This window comes from Agromyces sp. Root1464 (genome assembly GCF_001427265.1).
Lineage (GTDB): Bacteria > Actinomycetota > Actinomycetes > Actinomycetales > Microbacteriaceae > Agromyces > Agromyces fucosus.
Window position 1 is genome coordinate 1 of sequence record NZ_LMFU01000001.1, and the last position, 21426, is coordinate 21426.

14 protein-coding genes and 3 rRNA genes are annotated in these 21426 nt (G+C 66.4%); 8 read left to right on the forward strand and 9 right to left on the reverse strand.

All coding sequences use genetic code 11. The annotated features are described in order from the left end of the window. Position 1: 1 nt before the first annotated feature. The 6 genes from rrf to ASD23_RS00030 all read right to left on the reverse strand — a co-directional run bounded on the left by rrf (position 2) and on the right by ASD23_RS00030 (position 8493). Positions 2-118: ribosomal RNA gene (gene rrf, locus ASD23_RS00005) — 5S ribosomal RNA — on the reverse strand. A 215-nt stretch (positions 119-333) separates the two neighbouring features. Continuing rightward, positions 334-3440 (reverse strand): 23S ribosomal RNA (locus ASD23_RS00010). Between the two features lie 468 nt (positions 3441-3908). Next, positions 3909-5440, reverse strand: a 16S ribosomal RNA gene (locus tag ASD23_RS00015). The 16S, 23S and 5S rRNA genes sit together here, the layout of an rRNA operon. A 524-nt stretch (positions 5441-5964) precedes the next feature. Further along, positions 5965-6795 carry an aldo/keto reductase gene (locus tag ASD23_RS00020; RefSeq protein ID WP_056004758.1) on the reverse strand — a complete coding sequence of 277 codons (831 nt, stop codon included), beginning with the start codon at positions 6793-6795 and terminating at the stop codon, positions 5965-5967. 56 nt (positions 6796-6851) lie between these two features. Next, the gene (locus ASD23_RS00025; protein ID WP_056004760.1) at positions 6852-7634 is read right to left on the reverse strand and encodes a DUF1684 domain-containing protein; all 783 of its coding nucleotides are present in this window, start codon (positions 7632-7634) and stop codon (positions 6852-6854) included. Between the two features lie 46 nt (positions 7635-7680). After that, complete coding sequence (locus ASD23_RS00030) at positions 7681-8493, reverse strand: CPBP family intramembrane glutamic endopeptidase (protein ID WP_056004762.1); 813 nt, start codon at positions 8491-8493, stop codon at positions 7681-7683. A gap of 84 nt (positions 8494-8577) precedes the next feature. Between ASD23_RS00030 and hrpA the strand changes: the two genes are divergently transcribed. After that, positions 8578-12543 (forward strand): ATP-dependent RNA helicase HrpA, encoded by a 3966-nt coding sequence (gene hrpA, locus ASD23_RS00035; protein WP_056004764.1) that lies wholly within the window; start codon positions 8578-8580, stop codon positions 12541-12543. An 87-nt stretch (positions 12544-12630) separates the two neighbouring features. Here hrpA and ASD23_RS00040 read toward each other — a convergent pair whose 3' ends face one another. From ASD23_RS00040 to ASD23_RS00050, 3 genes are read right to left on the reverse strand one after another with little or no spacing between them, the layout of a single operon-like run. Continuing rightward, complete coding sequence (locus tag ASD23_RS00040) at positions 12631-13383, reverse strand: amino acid ABC transporter ATP-binding protein (RefSeq protein WP_147305700.1); 753 nt, start codon at positions 13381-13383, stop codon at positions 12631-12633. Between the two features lie 56 nt (positions 13384-13439). Beyond that, positions 13440-14435 carry an amino acid ABC transporter permease gene (locus tag ASD23_RS00045; RefSeq protein WP_056004768.1) on the reverse strand — a complete coding sequence of 332 codons (996 nt, stop codon included), beginning with the start codon at positions 14433-14435 and terminating at the stop codon, positions 13440-13442. Next, entirely contained in the window at positions 14435-15304 is an 870-nt protein-coding gene (locus tag ASD23_RS00050; RefSeq protein WP_235507583.1) for an ABC transporter substrate-binding protein, read from the reverse strand. Before ASD23_RS00050 ends, ASD23_RS00045 begins: the two co-directional genes overlap by 1 nt. A gap of 172 nt (positions 15305-15476) precedes the next feature. Here ASD23_RS00050 and ASD23_RS00055 point away from each other — a divergent pair, with 172 nt between their 5' ends. From ASD23_RS00055 to ASD23_RS00080, 7 genes are all read left to right on the forward strand, one after another. Further along, positions 15477-16685 (forward strand): MFS transporter, encoded by a 1209-nt coding sequence (locus tag ASD23_RS00055; protein ID WP_056004772.1) that lies wholly within the window; start codon positions 15477-15479, stop codon positions 16683-16685. A gap of 20 nt (positions 16686-16705) precedes the next feature. After that, positions 16706-17539 carry an aldo/keto reductase gene (locus ASD23_RS00060; protein ID WP_056004774.1) on the forward strand — a complete coding sequence of 278 codons (834 nt, stop codon included), beginning with the start codon at positions 16706-16708 and terminating at the stop codon, positions 17537-17539. Positions 17540-17627: 88 nt separating this feature from the next. Next, positions 17628-18572: a DUF4349 domain-containing protein gene (locus tag ASD23_RS00065; RefSeq protein ID WP_056004776.1), complete on the forward strand. Its 945-nt coding sequence runs from the start codon at positions 17628-17630 to the stop codon at positions 18570-18572. 9 nt (positions 18573-18581) lie between these two features. Then, positions 18582-19742 carry an acyl-CoA dehydrogenase family protein gene (locus tag ASD23_RS00070; protein WP_056004778.1) on the forward strand — a complete coding sequence of 387 codons (1161 nt, stop codon included), beginning with the start codon at positions 18582-18584 and terminating at the stop codon, positions 19740-19742. Positions 19743-19817: 75 nt separating this feature from the next. After that, positions 19818-19994 carry a hypothetical protein gene (locus ASD23_RS18710; RefSeq protein WP_157376953.1) on the forward strand — a complete coding sequence of 59 codons (177 nt, stop codon included), beginning with the start codon at positions 19818-19820 and terminating at the stop codon, positions 19992-19994. Between the two features lie 8 nt (positions 19995-20002). Beyond that, positions 20003-20881, forward strand: coding sequence for a hypothetical protein (locus tag ASD23_RS00075; RefSeq protein WP_056004780.1), 879 nt, complete (start codon positions 20003-20005; stop codon positions 20879-20881). Positions 20882-20925: 44 nt separating this feature from the next. Beyond that, on the forward strand, positions 20926-21420 hold the full coding sequence (locus tag ASD23_RS00080; protein ID WP_056004782.1) for a cation:proton antiporter regulatory subunit: 495 nt from the start codon (positions 20926-20928) through the stop codon (positions 21418-21420). The last annotated feature ends 6 nt before the right edge of the window (positions 21421-21426 follow it).

Below are 21426 nucleotides of genomic sequence, written 5' to 3' on the forward strand. Positions count from 1 at the left end.
TGTCCGGCGGTGTCCTACTCTCCCACAGGGTCCCCCCTGCAGTACCATCGGCGCTGCGAGTCTTAGCTTCCGGGTTCGGAATGTGTCCGGGCGTTTCCCTCGCGCTATGGCCGCCGAAACTCTAGAACCAATCACGCCCCGGTGGGGGTGGTTGGTGGTCTCGGTGACCGCACCGACCAGGCCCCGGTGTGGGGGTGTGGTGGTGCGGGTGTGTTCTCAGTGTTGAGTTTTTGGGTTTCCCGTCTGAAGGGAACCACAGAGTGGACGCGAGCGTATCTTTGGCCACTCACACGGCCTTTTCATGAACATGTTCAAACGTGTGTGAGTGTAGTGATTATCAAGTTATCGGCTTATTAGTACCGGTCAGCTCCGACAGTCGTTAGTCCTGTCTTCCACATCCGGCCTATCAACCCAGTCGTCTGGCTGGGAGCCTCTCACCCCGAAGGGTATGGAAATCTCATCTCGAGGCCGGCTTCCCGCTTAGATGCTTTCAGCGGTTATCCATCCCGAACGTAGCTAACCAGCGGTGCTCCTGGCGGAACAACTGGCACACCAGAGGTTCGTCCAACCCGGTCCTCTCGTACTAGGGTCAGATCCTCTCAAATTTCCTACGCGCGCAGCGGATAGGGACCGAACTGTCTCACGACGTTCTAAACCCAGCTCGCGTACCGCTTTAATGGGCGAACAGCCCAACCCTTGGGACCTACTCCAGCCCCAGGATGCGACGAGCCGACATCGAGGTGCCAAACCATGCCGTCGATATGGACTCTTGGGCAAGATCAGCCTGTTATCCCCGAGGTACCTTTTATCCGTTGAGCGACAGCGCTTCCACAAGCCACTGCCGGATCACTAGTCCCGACTTTCGTCCCTGCTCGACCTGTCAGTCTCACAGTCAAGCTCCCTTGTGCACTTACACTCGCCACCTGATTGCCAACCAGGTTGAGGGAACCTTTGGGCGCCTCCGTTACTTTTTGGGAGGCAACCGCCCCAGTTAAACTACCCACCAGGCACTGTCCCTGAACCGGATCACGGTTCGAAGTTAGATATCCAGAGTGACCAGAGTGGTATTTCAACAATGACTCCACCGACACTAGCGTGCCAGCTTCAAAGTCTCCCACCTATCCTACACAAGCCACACCGAACACCAATACCAAGCTGTAGTAAAGGTCACGGGGTCTTTCCGTCCTGCTGCGCGTAACGAGCATCTTTACTCGTAATGCAATTTCGCCGAGTTCGCGGTTGAGACAGCTGGGAAGTCGTTACGCCATTCGTGCAGGTCGGAACTTACCCGACAAGGAATTTCGCTACCTTAGGATGGTTATAGTTACCACCGCCGTTTACTGGGGCTTAAATTCTCAGCTTCGCCTTGCGGCTAACCGGTCCTCTTAACCTTCCAGCACCGGGCAGGCGTCAGTCCGTATACATCGTCTTGCGACTTAGCACGGACCTGTGTTTTTAGTAAACAGTCGCTTCCCACTGGTCTCTGCGGCCCTGCAGCGCTTCCCCAAGCAAGTTGGTTCACGCCTTAGGCCCCCCTTCTCCCGAAGTTACGGGGGCATTTTGCCGAGTTCCTTAACCACGATTCTCTCGATCTCCTTAGTATTCTCTACCTGACCACCTGAGTCGGTTTGGGGTACGGGCGGCTGGAACCTCGCGTCGATGCTTTTCTTGGCAGCATAGGATCACCCACTTTTTATCCGCATCGCGTCTCAGCCATGATGAGCGACGGATTTGCCTATCGCTCGGCCTACACGCTTGCCCCGGGTCAACCATCGCCCGGGTTGGGCTACCTTCCTGCGTCACACCTGTTAATACGCTCACTCCACCAGATGGGGTCGCATGCCGCCTCACGATCGTCCCCGAAGGGATCCACGCGTCTTGGGATGCTTAGCACTCCTGATTTCATGTGGGCGGTTCTTCGCCGGTACGGGAATATCAACCCGTTGTCCATCGACTACGCCTGTCGGCCTCGCCTTAGGTCCCGACTTACCCAGGGCAGATTAGCTTGACCCTGGAACCCTTGGTCTTCCGGAGGACGGGTTTCTCACCCGTCTTTCGCTACTCATGCCTGCATTCTCACTCGTGTGGCCTCCACGGCTGGTTCACACCGCCGCTTCGCTGGCCACACGACGCTCTCCTACCCATCAACACGGCTGGACCACGAAGGCCTACCATCAATGTCAATGCCACAACTTCGGTGGCGTGCTTGAGCCCCGTTACATTGTCGGCGCGGAATCACTTGACCAGTGAGCTATTACGCACTCTTTCAAGGGTGGCTGCTTCTAAGCCAACCTCCTGGTTGTCTGTGCAACTCCACATCCTTTCCCACTTAGCACGCGCTTAGGGACCTTAGTTGGTGGTCTGGGTTGTTTCCCTCTCGACGATGAAGCTTATCCCCCACCGTCTCACTGCTGCGCTCTCACTTACCGGCATTCGGAGTTTGGCTGACGTCAGTAACCTTTTAGGGCCCATCGGCCATCCAGTAGCTCTACCTCCGGCAAGAAACACGCAACGCTGCACCTAAATGCATTTCGGAGAGAACCAGCTATCACGAAGTTTGATTGGCCTTTCACCCCTATCCACAGCTCATCCCCTCCATTTTCAACTGAAGTGGGTTCGGTCCTCCACGACGTCTTACCGTCGCTTCAACCTGGCCATGGATAGATCACTTCGCTTCGGGTCTAGGACATGCGACTGAATCGCCCTATTCAGACTCGCTTTCGCTACGGCTGCCCCTCACGGGTTAACCTCGCCACATATCACTAACTCGCAGGCTCATTCTTCAAAAGGCACGCTGTCACCCCTACAAGGAGGCTCCAACGGTTTGTAAGCAAACGGTTTCAGGTACTATTTCACTCCCCTCCCGGGGTACTTTTCACCTTTCCCTCACGGTACTTGTCCGCTATCGGTCATCTGGGAGTATTTAGGCTTATCAGGTGGTCCTGACAGATTCACGCGGGATTTCTCGGGCCCCGCGCTACTTGGGATACCTCTCCGGGCCGCCAGGCATTTCGACTACGGGACTCACACCCACTCCGGTCCGGCTTTCAATCCGGTTCGTCTATACCTGACGCGTCACCGTGACTGCACGGCAGTACAGTCCGAAAGGTCCCACAACCCCGACCATGCAACCCCTGCCGGGTATCACACATGGCTCGGTTTAGCCTGTTCCGCGTTCGCTCGCCACTACTTACGGAATCACGGTTGTTTTCTCTTCCTGTGGGTACTGAGATGTTTCACTTCCCCACGTTCCCTCTACCCGCCCTATATATTCAGGCGGGAGTCACCAGGTCACCCAAAGGGCCTGGCGGGGTTTCCCCATTCGGAAATCCTCGGATCACAGCTCGTTTATCAGCTCCCCGAGGCTTATCGCAGATTACGACGTCCTTCTTCGGCTCCAGATGCCAAGGCATCCACCGTTTGCTCTTAAAAACTTGAAAATCACATGAGATCGAATCGTGCAACACCACCCGAGGGCGATGCTGCGAAATTGACCAGTGAATACGCCAAACAACACCCCCGAAGGAATGCTCTTGGCGACTCACCTATTGTGAAACAGGACCGAAGTCCCGTTTCTAAGATGCTCGCGTCCACTATGTAGTTCTCAACAGACGGCCAGAACCCCCACACCCACCGAATCAAAACCATCGGCAATGTGAAGGCCTGCAAGAAACCATCACCCCCACGCCAAAGCGCGGGAAGTTGTCCGGCCCCTCAGGACCCAACAGCGTGCACGTACCCGACCGGCCGGCCCCCACCGTTCCAACCCCTCCCCGAAGGAAGCGGCGTACTAGGTCTGAACCATTCAGACGAGCACCTATGTCAATGTTCCACCCATGAGCTGCCAGCAGACACGTTCGGTCTGATCTGGCATGCCTGGACCACCAAAAGTGGCCAGTGCTCCTTAGAAAGGAGGTGATCCAGCCGCACCTTCCGGTACGGCTACCTTGTTACGACTTAGTCCTAATCACCGATCCCACCTTCGACGGCTCCCTCCACAAGGGTTAGGCCACCGGCTTCGGGTGTTACCGACTTTCATGACTTGACGGGCGGTGTGTACAAGGCCCGGGAACGTATTCACCGCAGCGTTGCTGATCTGCGATTACTAGCGACTCCGACTTCATGAGGTCGAGTTGCAGACCTCAATCCGAACTGAGACCGGCTTTTTGGGATTCGCTCCGCCTTACGACATCGCAGCCCTTTGTACCGGCCATTGTAGCATGCGTGAAGCCCAAGACATAAGGGGCATGATGATTTGACGTCATCCCCACCTTCCTCCGAGTTGACCCCGGCAGTCTCATATGAGTTCCCACCATTACGTGCTGGCAACATACGACGAGGGTTGCGCTCGTTGCGGGACTTAACCCAACATCTCACGACACGAGCTGACGACAACCATGCACCACCTGTATACGAGTGTCCAAAGAGTTCCACATTTCTGCGGCGTTCTCGTATATGTCAAGCCTTGGTAAGGTTCTTCGCGTTGCATCGAATTAATCCGCATGCTCCGCCGCTTGTGCGGGCCCCCGTCAATTCCTTTGAGTTTTAGCCTTGCGGCCGTACTCCCCAGGCGGGGCGCTTAATGCGTTAGCTACGACACGGAAACCGTGGAATGGTCCCCACATCTAGCGCCCAACGTTTACGGCGTGGACTACCAGGGTATCTAATCCTGTTCGCTCCCCACGCTTTCGCTCCTCAGCGTCAGTTACGGCCCAGAGATCTGCCTTCGCCATCGGTGTTCCTCCTGATATCTGCGCATTCCACCGCTACACCAGGAATTCCAATCTCCCCTACCGCACTCCAGTCTGCCCGTACCCACTGCAGGCCCGAGGTTGAGCCTCGGGATTTCACAGCAGACGTGACAAACCGCCTACGAGCTCTTTACGCCCAATAATTCCGGACAACGCTCGGACCCTACGTATTACCGCGGCTGCTGGCACGTAGTTAGCCGGTCCTTTTTCTGCAAGTACCGTCAAGGAGCAAGCTCCCCTTCTTCCTTACTAAAAGAGGTTTACAACCCGAAGGCCGTCATCCCTCACGCGGCGTTGCTGCATCAGGCTTTCGCCCATTGTGCAATATTCCCCACTGCTGCCTCCCGTAGGAGTCTGGGCCGTGTCTCAGTCCCAGTGTGGCCGGTCACCCTCTCAGGCCGGCTACCCGTCGACGCCTTGGTGAGCCATTACCTCACCAACAAGCTGATAGGCCGCGAGTCCATCCCAGACCGAAAAAACTTTCCACCCAAAACCATGCGGTTCCAGGTCCTATCCGGTATTAGCTCCGATTTCTCGGGGTTATCCCAGAGTCCAGGGCAGGTTACTCACGTGTTACTCACCCGTTCGCCACTAATCCCCAGGTGCAAGCACCCGGTTCATCGTTCGACTTGCATGTGTTAAGCACGCCGCCAGCGTTCGTCCTGAGCCAGGATCAAACTCTCCAAAAAAAATGGTTCCAACACCCGAAGGCATTGAGAGTTTCAATCACTGACAGAGAAACAACTGACTACTCAAAATCAAATTGTCCATCAATCAAAGGAATCCATACCCACCCCAAAAAGGGACAAGCTGGGGTTCAATAAAATTGGCATTGAACATAGTGCACGCTGTTGAGTTCTCAAGGAACGGACGCACCCGACCCTCAGGGCAACCTACCTACCGTACCACTTCTTTGCCGGCTTCGATCTCTCGAAGTCACACGGCCGTTGTTGACACAACAAGAACACGACCCGAAGATCATGTTCGTTCTGAAGTGGGGGTTTCATCTTAGGCTTGAAATCACCGAGTCGCAATGCGACTACGAGGCTATTTGGCTAAGAATCTCGCCGACTCGGTCGGAAGCCCTGATCTCTCAGTCGCTTTCCGCACCGCCGTGGCGATGAGTAAGAATTTACGCGGATCCCGACACCCGGGCAAATCCGACGCGCAGTCCGGGCGTGTCGCGCCGGAACGCGCGGATCCGCGCCATCCGTCAGTCGACGTCGTCGGGGTGCGAACCGACCCGGCCCTCGCGTTCGAGGTCGGTGATCGCCTGCATCTCGGCCTCGCCCAGCTCGAAGTCGAGCACGTCGAAGTTCTCGGCCATGCGCTCGCGCCGATTCGACTTCGGGAAGACGATATGGCCGCGCTGCAGATGCCAGCGGATGACGACCTGCGCCGGGCTCTTGCCGTGGGCCTTCGCGGCATCCGCGATCTCGGGCACGTCGAAGAGCGGGTACTTGCCCTGGCCGAGCGGGCCCCACGCCTCGATCGCGATGCCGTGCTCCTCGGCGAATGCGGTCGTGGCCGGCTGCTGATGCGCCGGGTGGAGTTCGATCTGGTCGACCGCCGGCACGACGTCGGTCTCGGCGAGCAGCCGTTCGAGGTGCGGCACCAGGAAGTTCGAGACGCCGATCGAACGCGCCCGCCCGCTCTCGCGGATCTGCTCGAGCGCCTTCCACGCCTCGACGTACCGGTCGCGCTTCGGCGAGGGCCAGTGGATCAGGTAGAGGTCGACGTACTCCAGGCCGAGCCGATCGAGGCTCGCGTCGAAGGCGTCGAACGCCGACTGCGTGCCCTGGTCGTCGTTCCAGAGCTTCGTGGTGATGAAGAGCTCTTCACGTCGGATGCCGGACTCGGCGAGCGCCGTTCCGACTCCCGCCTCGTTGCCGTAGATGCGCGCGGTGTCGATGTGGCGGTAGCCCACCTCGAGGGCGTCGCTCACGATGCGCACCGTCTCGGCGGGATCGACCTTGAAGACGCCGAAGCCGAGCTGCGGGATCGAATGGCCGTCGTTGAGCTGGATGCGGGGAACGGAGGTCATGCTTCATCCCACCATGGGCGCACCACCCCTGGACAGTGGGGTTCGCTGCCCGCGAATCAGGCGGCGTCGACCCCGGCGTCGACGTTCGCGTCGACGTCGGCCAGCGGATGCCGCGTGGCGATGCGCTCCCCCGCCCGAAGCGCGACCGGCCAGCGGTTGCCGAGCGGCGGCAACGGGCAGACGTACTCGTCGGAGAACGCGCACGGCGGCAGGTAGGTGCGGTTGAAGTCGACGGCGACCGTGCCGTCGACGGCGGGCTCGGGCACGCGGAGGAACCGGAAGCGGTAGCTCTCGCCGCCGCTCGTGGCATCGGCGAACACGGCGGAGAGGCCGTCATCGTCGCGCGTCACGGTGAGCACGAGGGGCACGCCGTCGATCTCGAGCACGATCGTGCCGCCGAGCCGGTCGGTCGATTCGTGTCCGTCGACGGAGGTCACGTCGAGCGTCGCCCCATCGCCCGCGGGAACGAATCGGCCGGTCACGACACGTTCTCGCGACGGCGGGTACACCTCGATACCGATGAGCGAGGTGCGGCTCGGGGCATCCGGATCGATGACGCGCAGTGCGAGTGCGCCGTCGCGCTGGAACCCGCGCAACCGCACACCGTCGAGGTCGCGCTCCTCGCCGGGGGCGAGCCGGATCACGTCGCCGTTGGCCAGCACCCCGACGAGCGCCGTCGGCTCCGCGTGCCAACGTCCCGGCGCACCGGCGAACTCGGCCGGCTCGGCCGCGAGCCAGTGGGTGTGACGCAGTGCCGCCGTGCCGTGCGGCGCCGAGACGGCCTGCCAGCGCGACTCGCGCCATTCGCCGAACGCGGCCTCGAACTCGTGCTCACCCATGCCGACACCGTAACCGCCGGAGCCGGTCCGATCCGAATCGGGTTCCTCAGGTGGCGATCGCCGAGTCGGGGAGGAACAGCAGCACGAGCGCCGGTGCGCTCGTCATGAGGTTGACGAGCAGATGGGCGATGAGGATCGGCATCAGGCGGCGCTGGCGATGGACGATGAGTCCCGAGCCGAGGCCCCACACGAAGAACGCTGCGAGGTAGACGAGCACCGCATCGGCGGTCGCCGCGTAGAAGACGTGCTGCAACGCGAAGATCGCGGACGGCACGACGATCGCCCAGAACGCCGGCCACCGCTTCTCGAGTCCCCACTGCGAGTAGCCGCGATAGATGAGTTCCTCGGCTGGCGCGTTCAGCGGGGCGAACGTCACGACCGAGACGACCGCGAGCACCGTGAGCCAGGCGCGGTTCAGCGGCGGCGCGGCATCCGCGTCGTGGAAGACCGTGTCGAAGTGCTCGAGCGCGGCGCCGCCGTGGAGGGCGAACATCACGCCGAAGACTGCGAGGATGAACGGCAGCCAGAGCACCGCGAGCCAGAGCAGGCCCCACAGCACGTCCCGACCGAGCCGTCGCCACGAGAAGTCGATGAGGTCGCGTGCACGCTGACCCGAACGGTGCAGCGCCCGGCGCACGAGCACGATCGACAGCACGTTGACCGGCAGCATCGTGGCCGCCGCGAAGAGCATTCCGGGCGGGAACGGCCCCGGTTCCGACGTCAGCGCGAGCGCGGACCACGTGAGTATGGCGGCGAGTCCGACGAGGGCGACCCTGACGAGCGGCAGCCCGACGAGGGCCATGGTGCCCGGCTCGCGGGACAGCGGAGGGCTCGCGGGTGCCTCGACCTCGGTCGACATGAGGGAGTTCTACCACGGCCCCGCTCGCGCCGCATTCGAGCGAGTTCTCCCACTCTCCCGCTCCGCCGCATACGATGGAGGGCTGTGCTTGCCGCGATCACCTACCCCGCCGAGCTGCCCGTCTCCCGGCAGCGTGAGGAGATCGCGCGCGCCATCCGCGAGAACCAGGTCGTCATCGTCGCCGGGGCGACCGGCTCGGGCAAGACCACGCAGCTGCCGAAGATCTGCCTCGAGCTCGGCCGCGAGTCGATCGGCCACACCCAGCCGCGGCGGCTCGCCGCGCGCACGATCGCCGAGCGCATCGCCGACGAGCTCGGCGAGGAGGTCGGCGGGGTCGTCGGCTACCAGGTGCGCTTCACCGACAAGGCGAGCGCGTCGACCCGCATCAAGCTGATGACCGACGGCATCCTGCTGAACGAGATGCACCACGACCGGATGCTGCGCCGGTACGACACGATCATCATCGACGAGGCGCACGAGCGCAGCCTCAACATCGACTTCCTGCTCGGCTACCTCAAGCAGCTGCTGCCGAAGCGCCCCGACCTGAAGGTCATCGTCACGAGCGCGACGATCGACCCCGAGAGCTTCGCCCGGCACTTCGCCGATGCATCCGGCGAGCCGGCCCCGGTCATCGAGGTGTCGGGTCGTACGTACCCCGTCGAGATCCGGTATCGCCCGCTCGTGGCTGAGGATGCGGCGAGCGACGACCCCGACGAATCGCCGTCGGCGGGCGGGCGCGCCCCCGCCGACGACAAGGACTACCTGCAGGGCATCATCGAGGCCCTCGACGAACTCGATCGGGAGTCGCGCGGCGACGTGCTGGTCTTCCTCTCGGGCGAGAACGAGATCCGCGACGCCGAGGAGGCCGTGCGGGGGCACTACTCGGGGCGCGGGGCATCCGTCACCGAGGTGCTGCCGCTGTACGGGCGCCTCTCGGCGGCCGACCAGCATCGCGTGTTCCAGCCCTCGACGGTCGCCGGCGTTCGCCGCCGGGTCGTGCTCGCGACGAACGTCGCCGAGACGAGCCTCACCGTGCCGGGCATCAAGTACGTGATCGACGCCGGCACCGCGCGCATCAGCCGGTACTCCGTGCGCTCGAAGGTGCAGCGGCTGCCGATCGAGGCGATCTCCCAGGCCTCGGCCAACCAGCGCTCCGGACGATCGGGCCGTACGAGCGACGGCATCGCGATCCGCCTGTACTCCGAAGACGACTTCGGACGGCGTCCGGAGTTCACCGAGCCCGAGGTGCTGCGCACGAACCTCGCCGCGGTCATCCTGCAGATGATCTCGCTCGGCCTCGGCGACATCGAGGCGTTCCCGTTCCTCACCCCGCCCGACGCGCGCGGCGTGAAGGACGGCGTCGAGCTGCTGCGGGAGCTCGGGGCCGTCGAAGACGGCAACCGGCTGACCAAGGTGGGCCGTGCACTCGCGAAACTGCCGATCGAACCACGGTTCGGCCGGATGGTCGTCGAGTCGAAGCAGCACGGCGTGAGCCGCGAGGTGCTCGCGATCGTCGCCGGCCTCACGATCCAGGATCCGCGCGAGCGCCCGCTCGAGCGACGCCAGCAGGCCGACGAGCAGCACGCCCGCTTCGCCGACCCGACGAGCGACTTCATCACCCTGCTGAACCTCTGGAACCACCTCGAGACGCAGCAGCGCGAGCTCGGGTCGAGCGCCTTCCGGCGCATGTGCAAGAACGAGTTCCTGAACTACCTGCGCGTGCGCGAGTGGAACGACGTCTACCGGCAGCTCCGTCAGATGAGCCGGCCGCTCGGACTCGAGATCGACGACAAGACCCCCGGCGGCGGCGCGGCGCCCGACGCCGACCTCATCCACAAGTCGCTGCTCGCGGGCCTCCTCAGCCACATCGGCCTGAAGGACTCCCCCGCGAGCACGACCCAATCGAGCGCGCGCGGGGCCGCGGCATCCGGTGGGCGCAAGCCCAAGGGCGAGTACCTCGGCGCCCGGCAGTCGCGGTTCCTGATCTTCCCGGGGTCCGCGCTCGCGAAGAAGCAGCCCGACGCCATCATGAGCGCCGAGCTCGTCGAGACGAGCCGGCTCTTCGCGCGCATGAACGCTGCGATCGACCCGGCGTGGGCCGAGCCGCTGGCAGGTTCGCTCCTCAAGCGCAGCTACAGCGAGCCGCACTGGGAGAAGCGACAGGGCGCGGCGGTCGCGTACGAGAAGGTCACGCTCTACGGGGTGCCGATCATCGCGCGCCGGCGCATCCAGCTCTCCCGCGTCGACCAGGCCTATGCCCGCGAGCTCTTCCTCCGCCACGCGCTCGTCGACGGCGATTGGCCGAACGACATCCGCCGCGACCGGCTCTTCGACTTCGACCGGCGAAATCGCAAGCTGCGCGCCGAACTCGAGGCCGTCGAAGAGCGCAGCCGTCGCCGCGACATCCTCTTCGACGACGAGGCCGTCTTCGAGTTCTACGACTCGCGGATCCCCGCCGACGTCACGTCGACCCGGCTCTTCGAGACCTGGTGGCGCGGCGCGAAGCAGGAGTCGCCCGAGCTGCTGACGATGACGGCGGAGGCGCTCGCCCCCGAGGATGCCCCGGCGATCGACGAGGGCGCGTTCCCGCCGAGCTGGCATCAAGACGACCAGACGCTCTCGCTGCGGTACCGCTTCGAGCCCGGGGCAGCCGACGACGGCGTCACCGTGCAGGTGCCGCTCGTGCTCCTCGCGCGCCTCCGCCCCGAGGGCTTCGACCGTCAGGTGCCCGGCCTCCGCACCGAGCTCGTCACCGCGATGATCAAGGCGTTGCCGAAGGTGATCCGCCGCAACGTCGTGCCGGCGAACGACTGGGCTGCGAAGATCGTCGCCGAGCTCGGCGAAGCGGATGCCCCGGCGGGCATGTCGTTCGCCGACGAGGTCGCCGGGGTCATCAAGCGCCTCACGCACACGCCCGTCACGGGCGCCGACTTCGCGATGGACCGGATTCCCCCGCACTTGCTGATGTCGTTCCGCGTCGTCGACGGGCGCGGCAAGCAGCTCGCCGTCGGCAAGGACCTGCGGGCACTCCAGGCGCAGCTCGCCGACCGGGCGCGCGACGCCGTCGCCGACACCTTCGCGGCACCCGCTCGCGGCGAGCGCGGCCCCAGAGGACCGCGTCAGGTCGACGGCCCCGTCACCCCCGGATCGATCGCCGCGGCCGCCGAGGCGCCGGGCGCCGGCATCGAGCGCACCGGTCTGACGAGCTGGGACTTCGCCGAGCTCCCCCGCTTCGTCGACACGACCGTCGGCGGCAACCGCGTACGCGCCTACCCCGCGCTCGTCGACGACGGCACGGCCGTGAACATCAGACTGCTCGCGACTCCCGAGGAGCAGGCGCGGGCGATGCCCGGCGGCATCCGGCGCCTGCTCATGCTCGCGACGCCGTCACCCGTCAACTACGTGCAGCAGCACTTGACCGGCAACGAGAAGCTCATCCTCGCGACGAGCCCCTACCCGAGCACGGCGGCGCTCTTCGCCGACTGCCTCGTCGCGTGCGTCAACGACGTGCTCTACCGCGTGAAGGACGACGGCATGCTCTTCACGAAGGTCGAGTTCGACACCGTGCGCGACCGCGTGTCGGGGGTCGTCATGGACACGATGTTCGAGACCGTCGGTCTCGTCGCCCGCACGCTCACCGCGCTCCGCACGGCTGAGAAGACCGTGAAGTCGACGACGAGCATGGCGCTGCTGCCCGCGCTGAGCGACGCCAAGGAGCAGCTCGCCGGTCTCGTCTTCCCCGGGTTCGTCTCGCGGACCGGCCTCGAGCGGCTCCGGCACGTGCCGCGGTACCTCGAGGGGGTCACGATGCGCGTGGGGAAGCTCGCGGACAACCCCGGACGCGACCGGGTGTGGATGAACGAGGTGCAGGCGGCGCTCGCCCGCTTCGCCGACGCGGGCGGCACGATTCCCCTGGCACCGGATGCCCCGGCGAACCTCGTGCGCGCGCGCTGGCTCATCGAGGAGCTGCGCATCAGCCTCTTCGCGCAGGAGCTGCGGGCGGCCGAGAGCGTGTCGCTCCAGCGCATCACGAAGCTGCTGCAGGGCTGAGCCCCGCCGGTCGACGAGCGAAGCGCATCGAGACCACGGCGGATGGCCTCGATACGCTTCGCTTCGCTCGCTACTCGACCTGCGGGATCACAGTACCTTCGACAGGAACGCCTGCGTGCGCGCGTGCTGCGGGTTCGCGAGCACCTCGCGCGGGTCGCCCGTCTCGACGACGACCCCGCCGTCCATGAAGACGAGCGTGTCGGCGACCTCGCGGGCGAAGCCCATCTCGTGCGTGACGACGATCATCGTCATGCCGGTCTTCGCGAGCTCCTTCATGACGTCGAGCACCTCGCCGACGAGCTCGGGGTCGAGCGCCGACGTGGGCTCGTCGAAGAGCATGAGCTTCGGGTCCATCGCGAGCGCCCTGGCGATCGCCACCCGCTGCTGCTGCCCGCCCGAGAGGTGGGCGGGGTAGTAGTCGGCGCGTTCGGCCAGGCCGACGCGCGCGAGCAACTCGTGGGCACGGGCCTTCGCCTTGGCCTTCGAGACGCGCTTGACCTGGGTGGGCGCCTCCATGACGTTCTCGAGGGCCGTCATGTGCGGGAACAGGTTGAACCGCTGGAACACCATGCCGATGTCGCGGCGCTGCTTCGCGGCATCCTTCGGGTGCATCTCGTACAGCTTGTCGCCGACCTCGCGGTAGCCGACGGGCGAGCCGTCGACCGAGAGGCGGCCAGACGAGACCTGCTCGAGGTGGTTGATGCAGCGCAGGAACGTCGACTTGCCGGAACCCGACGGGCCGACGAGGCAGAGCACCTCACCGCGCCTGACCTCGAGCGAGATGTCTCGCAGCACCTCGTTGGAGCCGAAGCTCTTCGAGACGTGCTCGGCGAGCACCATCGGCGTCGAGGACGCCGCGGACTCGTCGAGGCCAGCGGGCGTCGTGGTCTGTTCGCTCATCGAGCGTCTCCTCCGTGCTTGGCGGCGATCGCGGTCTCGGCGATCTCCGCGTCGACGGCGCTCATCGCACCGGTGACCGGGCCGGGACCGGTGTCGGGCCGTGCGCCGACGCCGCGGGCGTAGCGCTTCTCGAGGAAGTACTGGCCGACCATGAGCACCGAGGTGATCGCGAGGTACCAGATCGACGCGACGATGAGGAGCGGAACCGGCGCGAAGATCGCGGCGGAGATGTCGCGCGTGCGCGTGTACAGCTCCAGCGTGAACGGAACCGCCGTGACGAGCGAGGTCGTCTTCAGCATCGAGATGACCTCGTTGCCGGTCGGCGGGATGATCACGCGCATCGCCTGCGGCAGCACGATGCGACGCATCGACTTGCCCCAGCTCATGCCGAGCGCCGTGGCGGCTTCGCTCTGGCCGGGGTCGACCGAGAGGAGTCCGGCGCGCACGATCTCGGCCATGTACGCCGATTCGTTGAGCGCGAGGCCGATGACGGCGAGCCAGAAGGTGTTCAGCAGGGCGGTCGTCGGGTACGAGACCCACGGCTCCATGAACGGCACGCCGAGGTCGATCGAGGTGTAGATCGTCGACAAGAGCCCCCAGAACACGAGCTGCACGTACACCGGGGTGCCGCGGAAGACCCAGAGCCAGACCCAGGCGATCGACTTCAGCACCGGGTTCGGCGACTGCCGCATCACCGCGAGGATGACGCCGAGCACGACGCCGATGATCATCGAGAGCACGGTCAGCAACAGGGTGAAACCCGCTGCCTGCGAGACGCGCTGGTCGAAGACGTACTTGCCGACGGTGGGCCAGTCGAAGGCCTCGCGCTGCGCGGCGTCGAGGATGAAGACGGCGACGACGGCGAGCAGCAGCACGGCGACGACGATGCGCCACGGATGCCGCAACCGCACGACCTTCGTCGGGACCGGGGCGGCACCGGGGCCGCCCGCCGGCGCGGGCATCGTCGCCCGGCCGGAGGACGAGTCGTTCATCAGGTGCCCGCGTTGATCTCGATCGTGTCGACGGCGCCCGACTCGACGCCCCACTCGGCGAGGATGTCGCCGTAGGTGCCGTCGTCGATGAGCGACTGCATGGCTGCCTGGACCGCTGCGGCGAGTTCGGAGCCCTTCGCCACCGGGAAGCCGTACGGCGCGGAGTCGAACACGTCGCCGGCCGCCTCGAGCTTGCCGTCGGTCTGCGCGATCGCGTAGCCGGTGACGGGCGAGTCGGCGCTCATGGCGTCGGCCTGACCGAGCACCACGGCGTTCGCTGCGGCATCCTGGGTGTCGAACGGCGTGATCTCGATCGCGGGCTTGCCGGCGTCGGTGCACGCCTGGCTCTTCGCGGGCAGTTCGTCGGTGTGCTCATAGGTCGTGGCCTGCACGGCGACCTTCAGGCCGCAGGCGTCGTCGGGGTCGACGGTCTTGCCAGCCGGAGCTGCCCACAGGATGCCGGCGCTGTAGTAGTCGACGAAGTCGACCTGCTCCTGGCGCTCGGCGTTGTCGGTGAAGCTCGACATGCCCATGTCCATGGTGCCGCCGGTGATCGACGGGATGATCTTGTCGAAGCTCGCGATCTCGTACTCGACCTCGAGGCCGAGCTTGGCGCCGAGCGCCTCGACGAGGTCGACGTCCCACCCGACCGGGTTGCCATCGTCGTCCTTGTACTCGTTGGGCGGGTAGGCGGCGTCGGTGCCGACGACGAGCTTGCCGGAGTCGGCGATCTCGGCGGGCAGCAGCGCCGCAGCGGCCTCGTCGACCTCGATCGTGGGGGCCGAGGAGTCGGTGGTCGGTTCGTCTCCGCCGGTCGTGTTGTCGACACAGCCGGAGAGGAGGAGGACTGCGGCCGCGGCTGCAGCCACGGTCGGAATGAGAAGGCGTCGGGAGTGCATTGGAGAACCTCTGTCGTTGCGATGGAGATCGACGACGAAGACTCTGGCCCCGGCGCCGTTACAGAGAGAGCATATGTCACCCGCGGCGCGCGGGATCCGGCACCGAGATCACGATCCGGCCGTCGATAGAGTTGAAGGCACCGTGGGAAGCTACACCGAACTGCTCAGAACCTCGGGCGTCGCTCGCATCATCGCCGCCCAGCTGACCGCGCGCTTCCCGTCGGGCATGCTCTCGCTCGCCTTCCTCCTGCACGTCGAACAGCAGACGGGGTCATACGGATCAGCGGGACTCGTGCTCGCCGCGACCTCCATCGGCCAGGCGATCGCCGGCCCGCTCACGAGCCGGCTGATGGGCCGGCTCGGCATGCGGCCGGTGCTCATCGCGACCCTCGCCGTCTGCGTCACCGCCGTCGTCGCGATCGCACTGCTGCCGCTCACGGTGCCGCTCTACATGGCGGTGGGACTCGTCGCCGGGCTCGCGAACCCGCCCGTGCAGCCTGCGGTGCGCACGATCTATCCGAAGATGGTGAACTCCCGACAGCTCACCCCGCTCTTCTCGCTCGACGCCTCGGCGCAGGAGATCATCTGGGTCGTCGGACCGGTCGTCACGACCTTCGTGGCGACCCAGGTCGGCACCGTCTGGGCCATCCTCCTCGCCGCCGTGCTCATGGTGATCGGCGGCGTCTGGTTCATCTCCTCGCCCGAACTCGGCCGGGTGCGGATCCCCCGGTCGAAGCGGCGCTTCGGCACCGTGCTCGGGCGCCCCCCGGTGATGCTCGCGACCATCGTCGGCTTCCTGCTGATCGGCGCGTGCGCGGCGATCGAAGCGGGCGTCGTCGCCGCGTTCGGCCATGACGGCGCCGAGGCGGGCATCGTGCTCGCGATCTTCTCGGTCGGCTCACTCGCCGGCGGCCTCTTCCTCGGCCATGTGCCCATCGGACCGTGGTCGACCGCCCGCCGCATGTTCATCGTGTTCGCGGGCACGGCGCTCGCGGCCGGGCTCATGGACTTCTGGTGGCTCTCGATCACCCTCTTCATCGCGGGCATCGGCATCGCTCCCGCCCTCGCCGTGCTCTTCGCGATCGTCTCGGCGAGCGTGAAGTTCTCGGACACCGCCGAGGCTTACGGCTGGGTCGGCACCGGGCAGCTCATCGGCGCCGCACTCGGCTCCGCGCTCGCGGGATTCCTCATCGACGGCAACGGGGCGCAGGGTGCGTTCTGGGCGGCCACGGGGCTCGCCTTCCTCGGATTCCTCGTTCCGCTGCTCGGCCGACGCTGGCATCCCGACCTGCGCGGTCGCGACGCCAGTCCGATCCCCGACACCGAGCCGGTAGCGACCCAGCCGAGCTGACGCCCCGCCGAGAGGACCGCATGTCACGACCACTCCCCGCAGCGCCCCGCCTGCCGCTCGCCGACGGCGCGAGCATTCCCCAGCTCGGATTCGGCCTCTACAAGGTTCCGGCCGCGGATGCCACGGCGCTCTGCCTCGACGCGATCGACGCGGGGTACCTGCATCTCGACACCGCGGCGTTCTACGACAACGAGCGAGAGGTCGGCGACGCGGTGCGAGCATCGGGCCTCGCCCGCGACGAGCTGTTCGTGACGAGCAAGGTATGGAAGGACGACAACGGCTACGACCGGGCGCTGCGCGCCTTCGACGAGTCGATGCAGCGCTTCGGGCTCGATCGGCTCGACCTCTTCCTGATCCACTGGCCGGTGCCGTCGACGGACCGGTACGTCGAGACGTGGCGAGCGCTCATCCGTCTCCGCGACGAGGGACGGGTGCGCTCGATCGGCGTCTCGAACTTCCACGCCCATCACATCGAACGGCTCGTCGCCGAGACCGGTGAGGCTCCGGTCGTGAACCAGGTCGAGCTGCATCCGTGGCTGCCGCAGACGGAGCTGCGCGAGTACGACGCGAGCCGCGGCATCCGAACCGAGGCCTGGTCGCCGCTCGCCCGCGGTCGCGTGCTGGGCACGCCGCGCCTCGACGAGCTCGCCGTGAAGCACGGGCGGAGCCCTGCGCAGATCGTGCTGCGCTGGCACGTGCAGCTCGGCAACGTCGTGATCCCGAAGGCGTCCTCGCCCGAGCGCATCCGCGAGAACCTCGACGTCTTCGGCTTCGAGCTCGATGCCGACGACCTCGCGGCGATCGCATCGCTCGAGAGCGGCGAGCGCACGGGGCGCGACCCCGACGACGACTGAGACGGGGTCTCGGAGCGACATCCGATCGTGACCCGACTCCCAGCCGGGTTCCAGACATCGCGCTCCGGCCCGGCAATACAGTGAGCGCATGAGACGACGACTCGCACCGACGGCCGCCGTTGCGGCCGCGCTCACCGCCCTCCTCCTCGCCGGATGCACGGCCGGCCAGAGCGCGTCGACGGGCGAGCCCGGCATGGTCGAGGAGGTCGCGCCCGACGCCCCGCAGTCGGTCGAGGGCGGCGACGCCGCGACCGACGCGGACGCCGACCGCAGCGTCATCACGACCGGCTGGATCTCGATCACCGTCGATGACCCGATCGCCGCAGCGCAGAGCGCCGCCGACATCGCCGATGCGTCGGGCGGACGCGTCGACAGTCGAAACGAGACGCCCGGCACCGACACCCAGACGCCGAGTGCACGCCTCACCTTGCGCATCCCGGCCGACGAACTCGACGGTGCGGTCGCCGAGCTCCGCGAGCTCGGCACGGTCAACTCCGTCTCGATGGACGCCACCGACGTGACCTCGCAGCGTCAGGACCTCGACGCGCGCATCGACGCGCTCAGCGCTTCGGTCGACCGCCTGCAGGAACTCCTCGGCACCGCGACGTCGATCGCCGACCTCATCTCGATCGAATCCGAGCTCACGACCCGGCAGGCCGAGCTCGACAGCCTGACCCAGCAGCGCGATGCGCTCGTCGACCAGGTCGACTACTCGACCCTCAGCGTCGAACTCGTGACCGAGGCCCAGGCGCCCGCCGCCGTGCCCGGTGACTTCTGGAGCGGCCTCGCCGCCGGCTGGGGTGCGCTCGTCGTGTTCGGTGCGTGGCTGAGCGTCGCCATCGGCGTGCTGCTGCCCTGGCTCCTTGCGGCGGCCGTCATCGCCGCCATCATCGTCGGCATCGTCCTGCTGTCGACGCGGCGGCGACGGGCGCGTCGCGCGGATGCCGCGGCATCCGTGGCACCGCCGGCCGCGCCGCCCGTGGAAGCTGCACCGCCGGTCGCGCCCCCGCGCGACCGGGCACCCGAGGCGTAGTCTGGCGGCGTGACAACGCCCGAGGCCCTGCTGCACGACGAGCTGCTCGAACGCTTCCGCGAACGCGCCGCCCGGTACGACCGCGACAACGTCTTCTTCGACGAAGACCTCGCCGAGCTCCGTGAGGCCGGCTATCTGACGGCCCTCGTGCCCGTCGAGCTCGGCGGCCTCGGGTGGACGTTCGCCGACGCCGTGCGCGGCCAGATGCGCCTTGCCGGTGCGGCACCGGCGACGGCCCTCGCGGTCAACATGCACCTCGTCTGGACCGGCGTCGCCAAGGTGCTGCGCGATCGCGGCGACGACTCGCTCGAGTTCGTGCTGCGCGAAGCGGGTGGCGGCGAGATCTTCGGATTCGGCATCAGCGAGGCCGGCAACGACCTCATGCTCTTCGGGTCGCGCACGGTCGCCGATCCGCAGACCGGCGGCGGCTACCGCTACACGGGCCGAAAGATCTTCACCTCGCTCGCACCCGCGTGGACGCGGCTCGGCACGATGGGCCTCGACACGGTCTCGGCCGATGCGCCGAAGCTCGTCTACGGGTTCATCGACCGTGAGGACCCCGACGTGCGCATCCTCGACGACTGGGACACCATGGGCATGCGGGCGAGCCAGAGCCGCACGACCGTGCTCGACGGCGCGTTCGCGGCATCCGATCGCATCGTGCGCCGGCTCGACCCCGGGCCGAACGCCGATCCCCTCATCTTCGGCATCTTCGCGAACTTCGAACTGCTGCTCGCCTCGGTCTACGCCGGGATCGGCGACCGCGCCCTCGACCTCGCGGTGGCAGCTGCCCGGCGGCGCACCTCGATGAAGAACGGCGGCGCACCGCTCTCCCAGGACCCCGACATCCGATGGCGCATCGCCGACGCCGCACTCGCGCAGGAGGCCATCGCCCCGCAGCTGCTCGCGATCGCGCGGGACCTCGACGAACTCGTCGACCACGGCGCCTTCTGGTTCGCGAAGCTCGTGGGCGTGAAGGTGCGCGCGACCGAGACCGCCAAGCACGTCGTCGACCAGGCCGTGCGGGTGTCGGGAGGATCGACGTACTTCGCCGGCTCCGAACTCGGTCGCCTCTACCGCGACGTGCTCGCCGGCATCTTCCACCCCTCCGACGACGAGTCGGCGCACTCGACCGTCGCGAACGCGTGGCTCGGTCCGATCGACGTGTGAACCCGCCGGTGAGCGCGCCCGCCCGGTAGACTCGACCGGGCGGTGCGGACCGCCACCGGAACTCTGGAGGTCGCCATGAACGTCGTCACTTTCCTCATCTCCCTGGGACTCTTCGTCTTCGGCATGTGGCTCATGGGCACCGCTCCGGTGATGACCGAATTCCAGGCGCCCGTGTTCTTCGGCGGCATCATCGCCGTGGCGCTCTCGCTCGCGATCCCGTTCCACCTCCTCGGTCGCAGCGACGGCGTCTGAGCCCCGCGTTGCTCCCCTCTCGCGACACGCTCGTCACCTACCCCGACGGCGCCCTCGACGCAGACACGGTGGTGCTGCACGTCGCGCCGGCGGATGACGGTCGCATCGTCGTCGTCACCGAGGCGACGAGCTTCCACCCGGTCGACGCGGCCTGGCCCGACCAGCCGGCCGACACCGGCACGCTGACCGCCGGCGCGGTCGAGCTGCCCGTCGTCGACGCCGTCGTCGCGGCGACCGACGGCACCGAGCTCTTCCTCGGCACCGACATCCCCGTGCGCAAGGGCACCGAAGGCTGGTCGTTCCTCGTCGCCCACCTCGTCGCGGGCGACGCAGCGATCGCCGAGGGCGACGCCGTGCAGGTGCGAGCGGATGCCACGGCGCGGCGCGCCCTCTCGATCGGCCACACCGCCTGCCACGCGGCGGCGCTCGCCCTGAACGCCGCACTCGCCGGCCACTGGTCGAAGGCCGCTCGCGAAGACGCGCTCGGGGCACCCGACTTCGACGGCATCGCGATCGCGTCGAGCCGCATCGTGCCGAACGGCTCGGTCGACGTGTACCGCCTGAACAAGTCGCTGCGCCGCGCCGGGTTCGACACGGCCTCGGTCGCGGCCGACGGGCTCGGCGAGCTCGCGGCATCCGTCACCTCGACGATCGCCGAATGGGCGGCCGCAGGGGCGACCGTGCGCATCGACCGCGACGGCGACGGGCTCACCGATCGCCGGTACTGGGTCGCCGAACTGCCCGTCGGCACCGCGAGCATCGCGTGCGGCGGAACCCACGTCGGTTCGCTCGCCGAGCTCGGCGACGTGCGGGTCGAGTTCGAGGCCGGCGATGATTCGGGCACCCCGGTGCTGACGATGCGCACGCACGCCGCCCCGGCACGCTGAGCGCAAGGGCCGGGACACCCCCGCGCGGGGTTACGATTGCGGACGTGGGTATACGCATCGAGAAGGTCGACCTGCCCGGCATCGGCATTCGACACGACCTCGTCACCGAGAGCGGCCGGCGCATCAGCGTCGTGTCGCACCGTGACGGCGAGCGCGACCTCGGGGTCTTCGACCAGGACGACCCCGACGCCTGCCGCGACTCCATTCCGCTGAACGACGACGAGGCCGCGGCCCTCGCCGACGTGCTCGGCGCCTCCGTCATGCTGAGCCGGCTCACGAGCCTCTCCGACGAGACGGCGGGCCTCTACACCGAGCAGATCGCCCTGCCGACGGACTCGCCCTACCTGAACCGCACGCTCGGCGCCACGAAGGCCCGCACGCGCACGCACGCCTCGATCGTGGCGATCGTCCGCGACGGAGCGATCATCCCCTCGCCCACGCCCGCGGAGACGCTGCGCGCGGGAGACGTCATCGTCGTCGTCGGAACACGTGAAGGACTCGACGGAGTAGCCCGGCTGCTCGCCAACGGCCCCGACTGAGGCCGG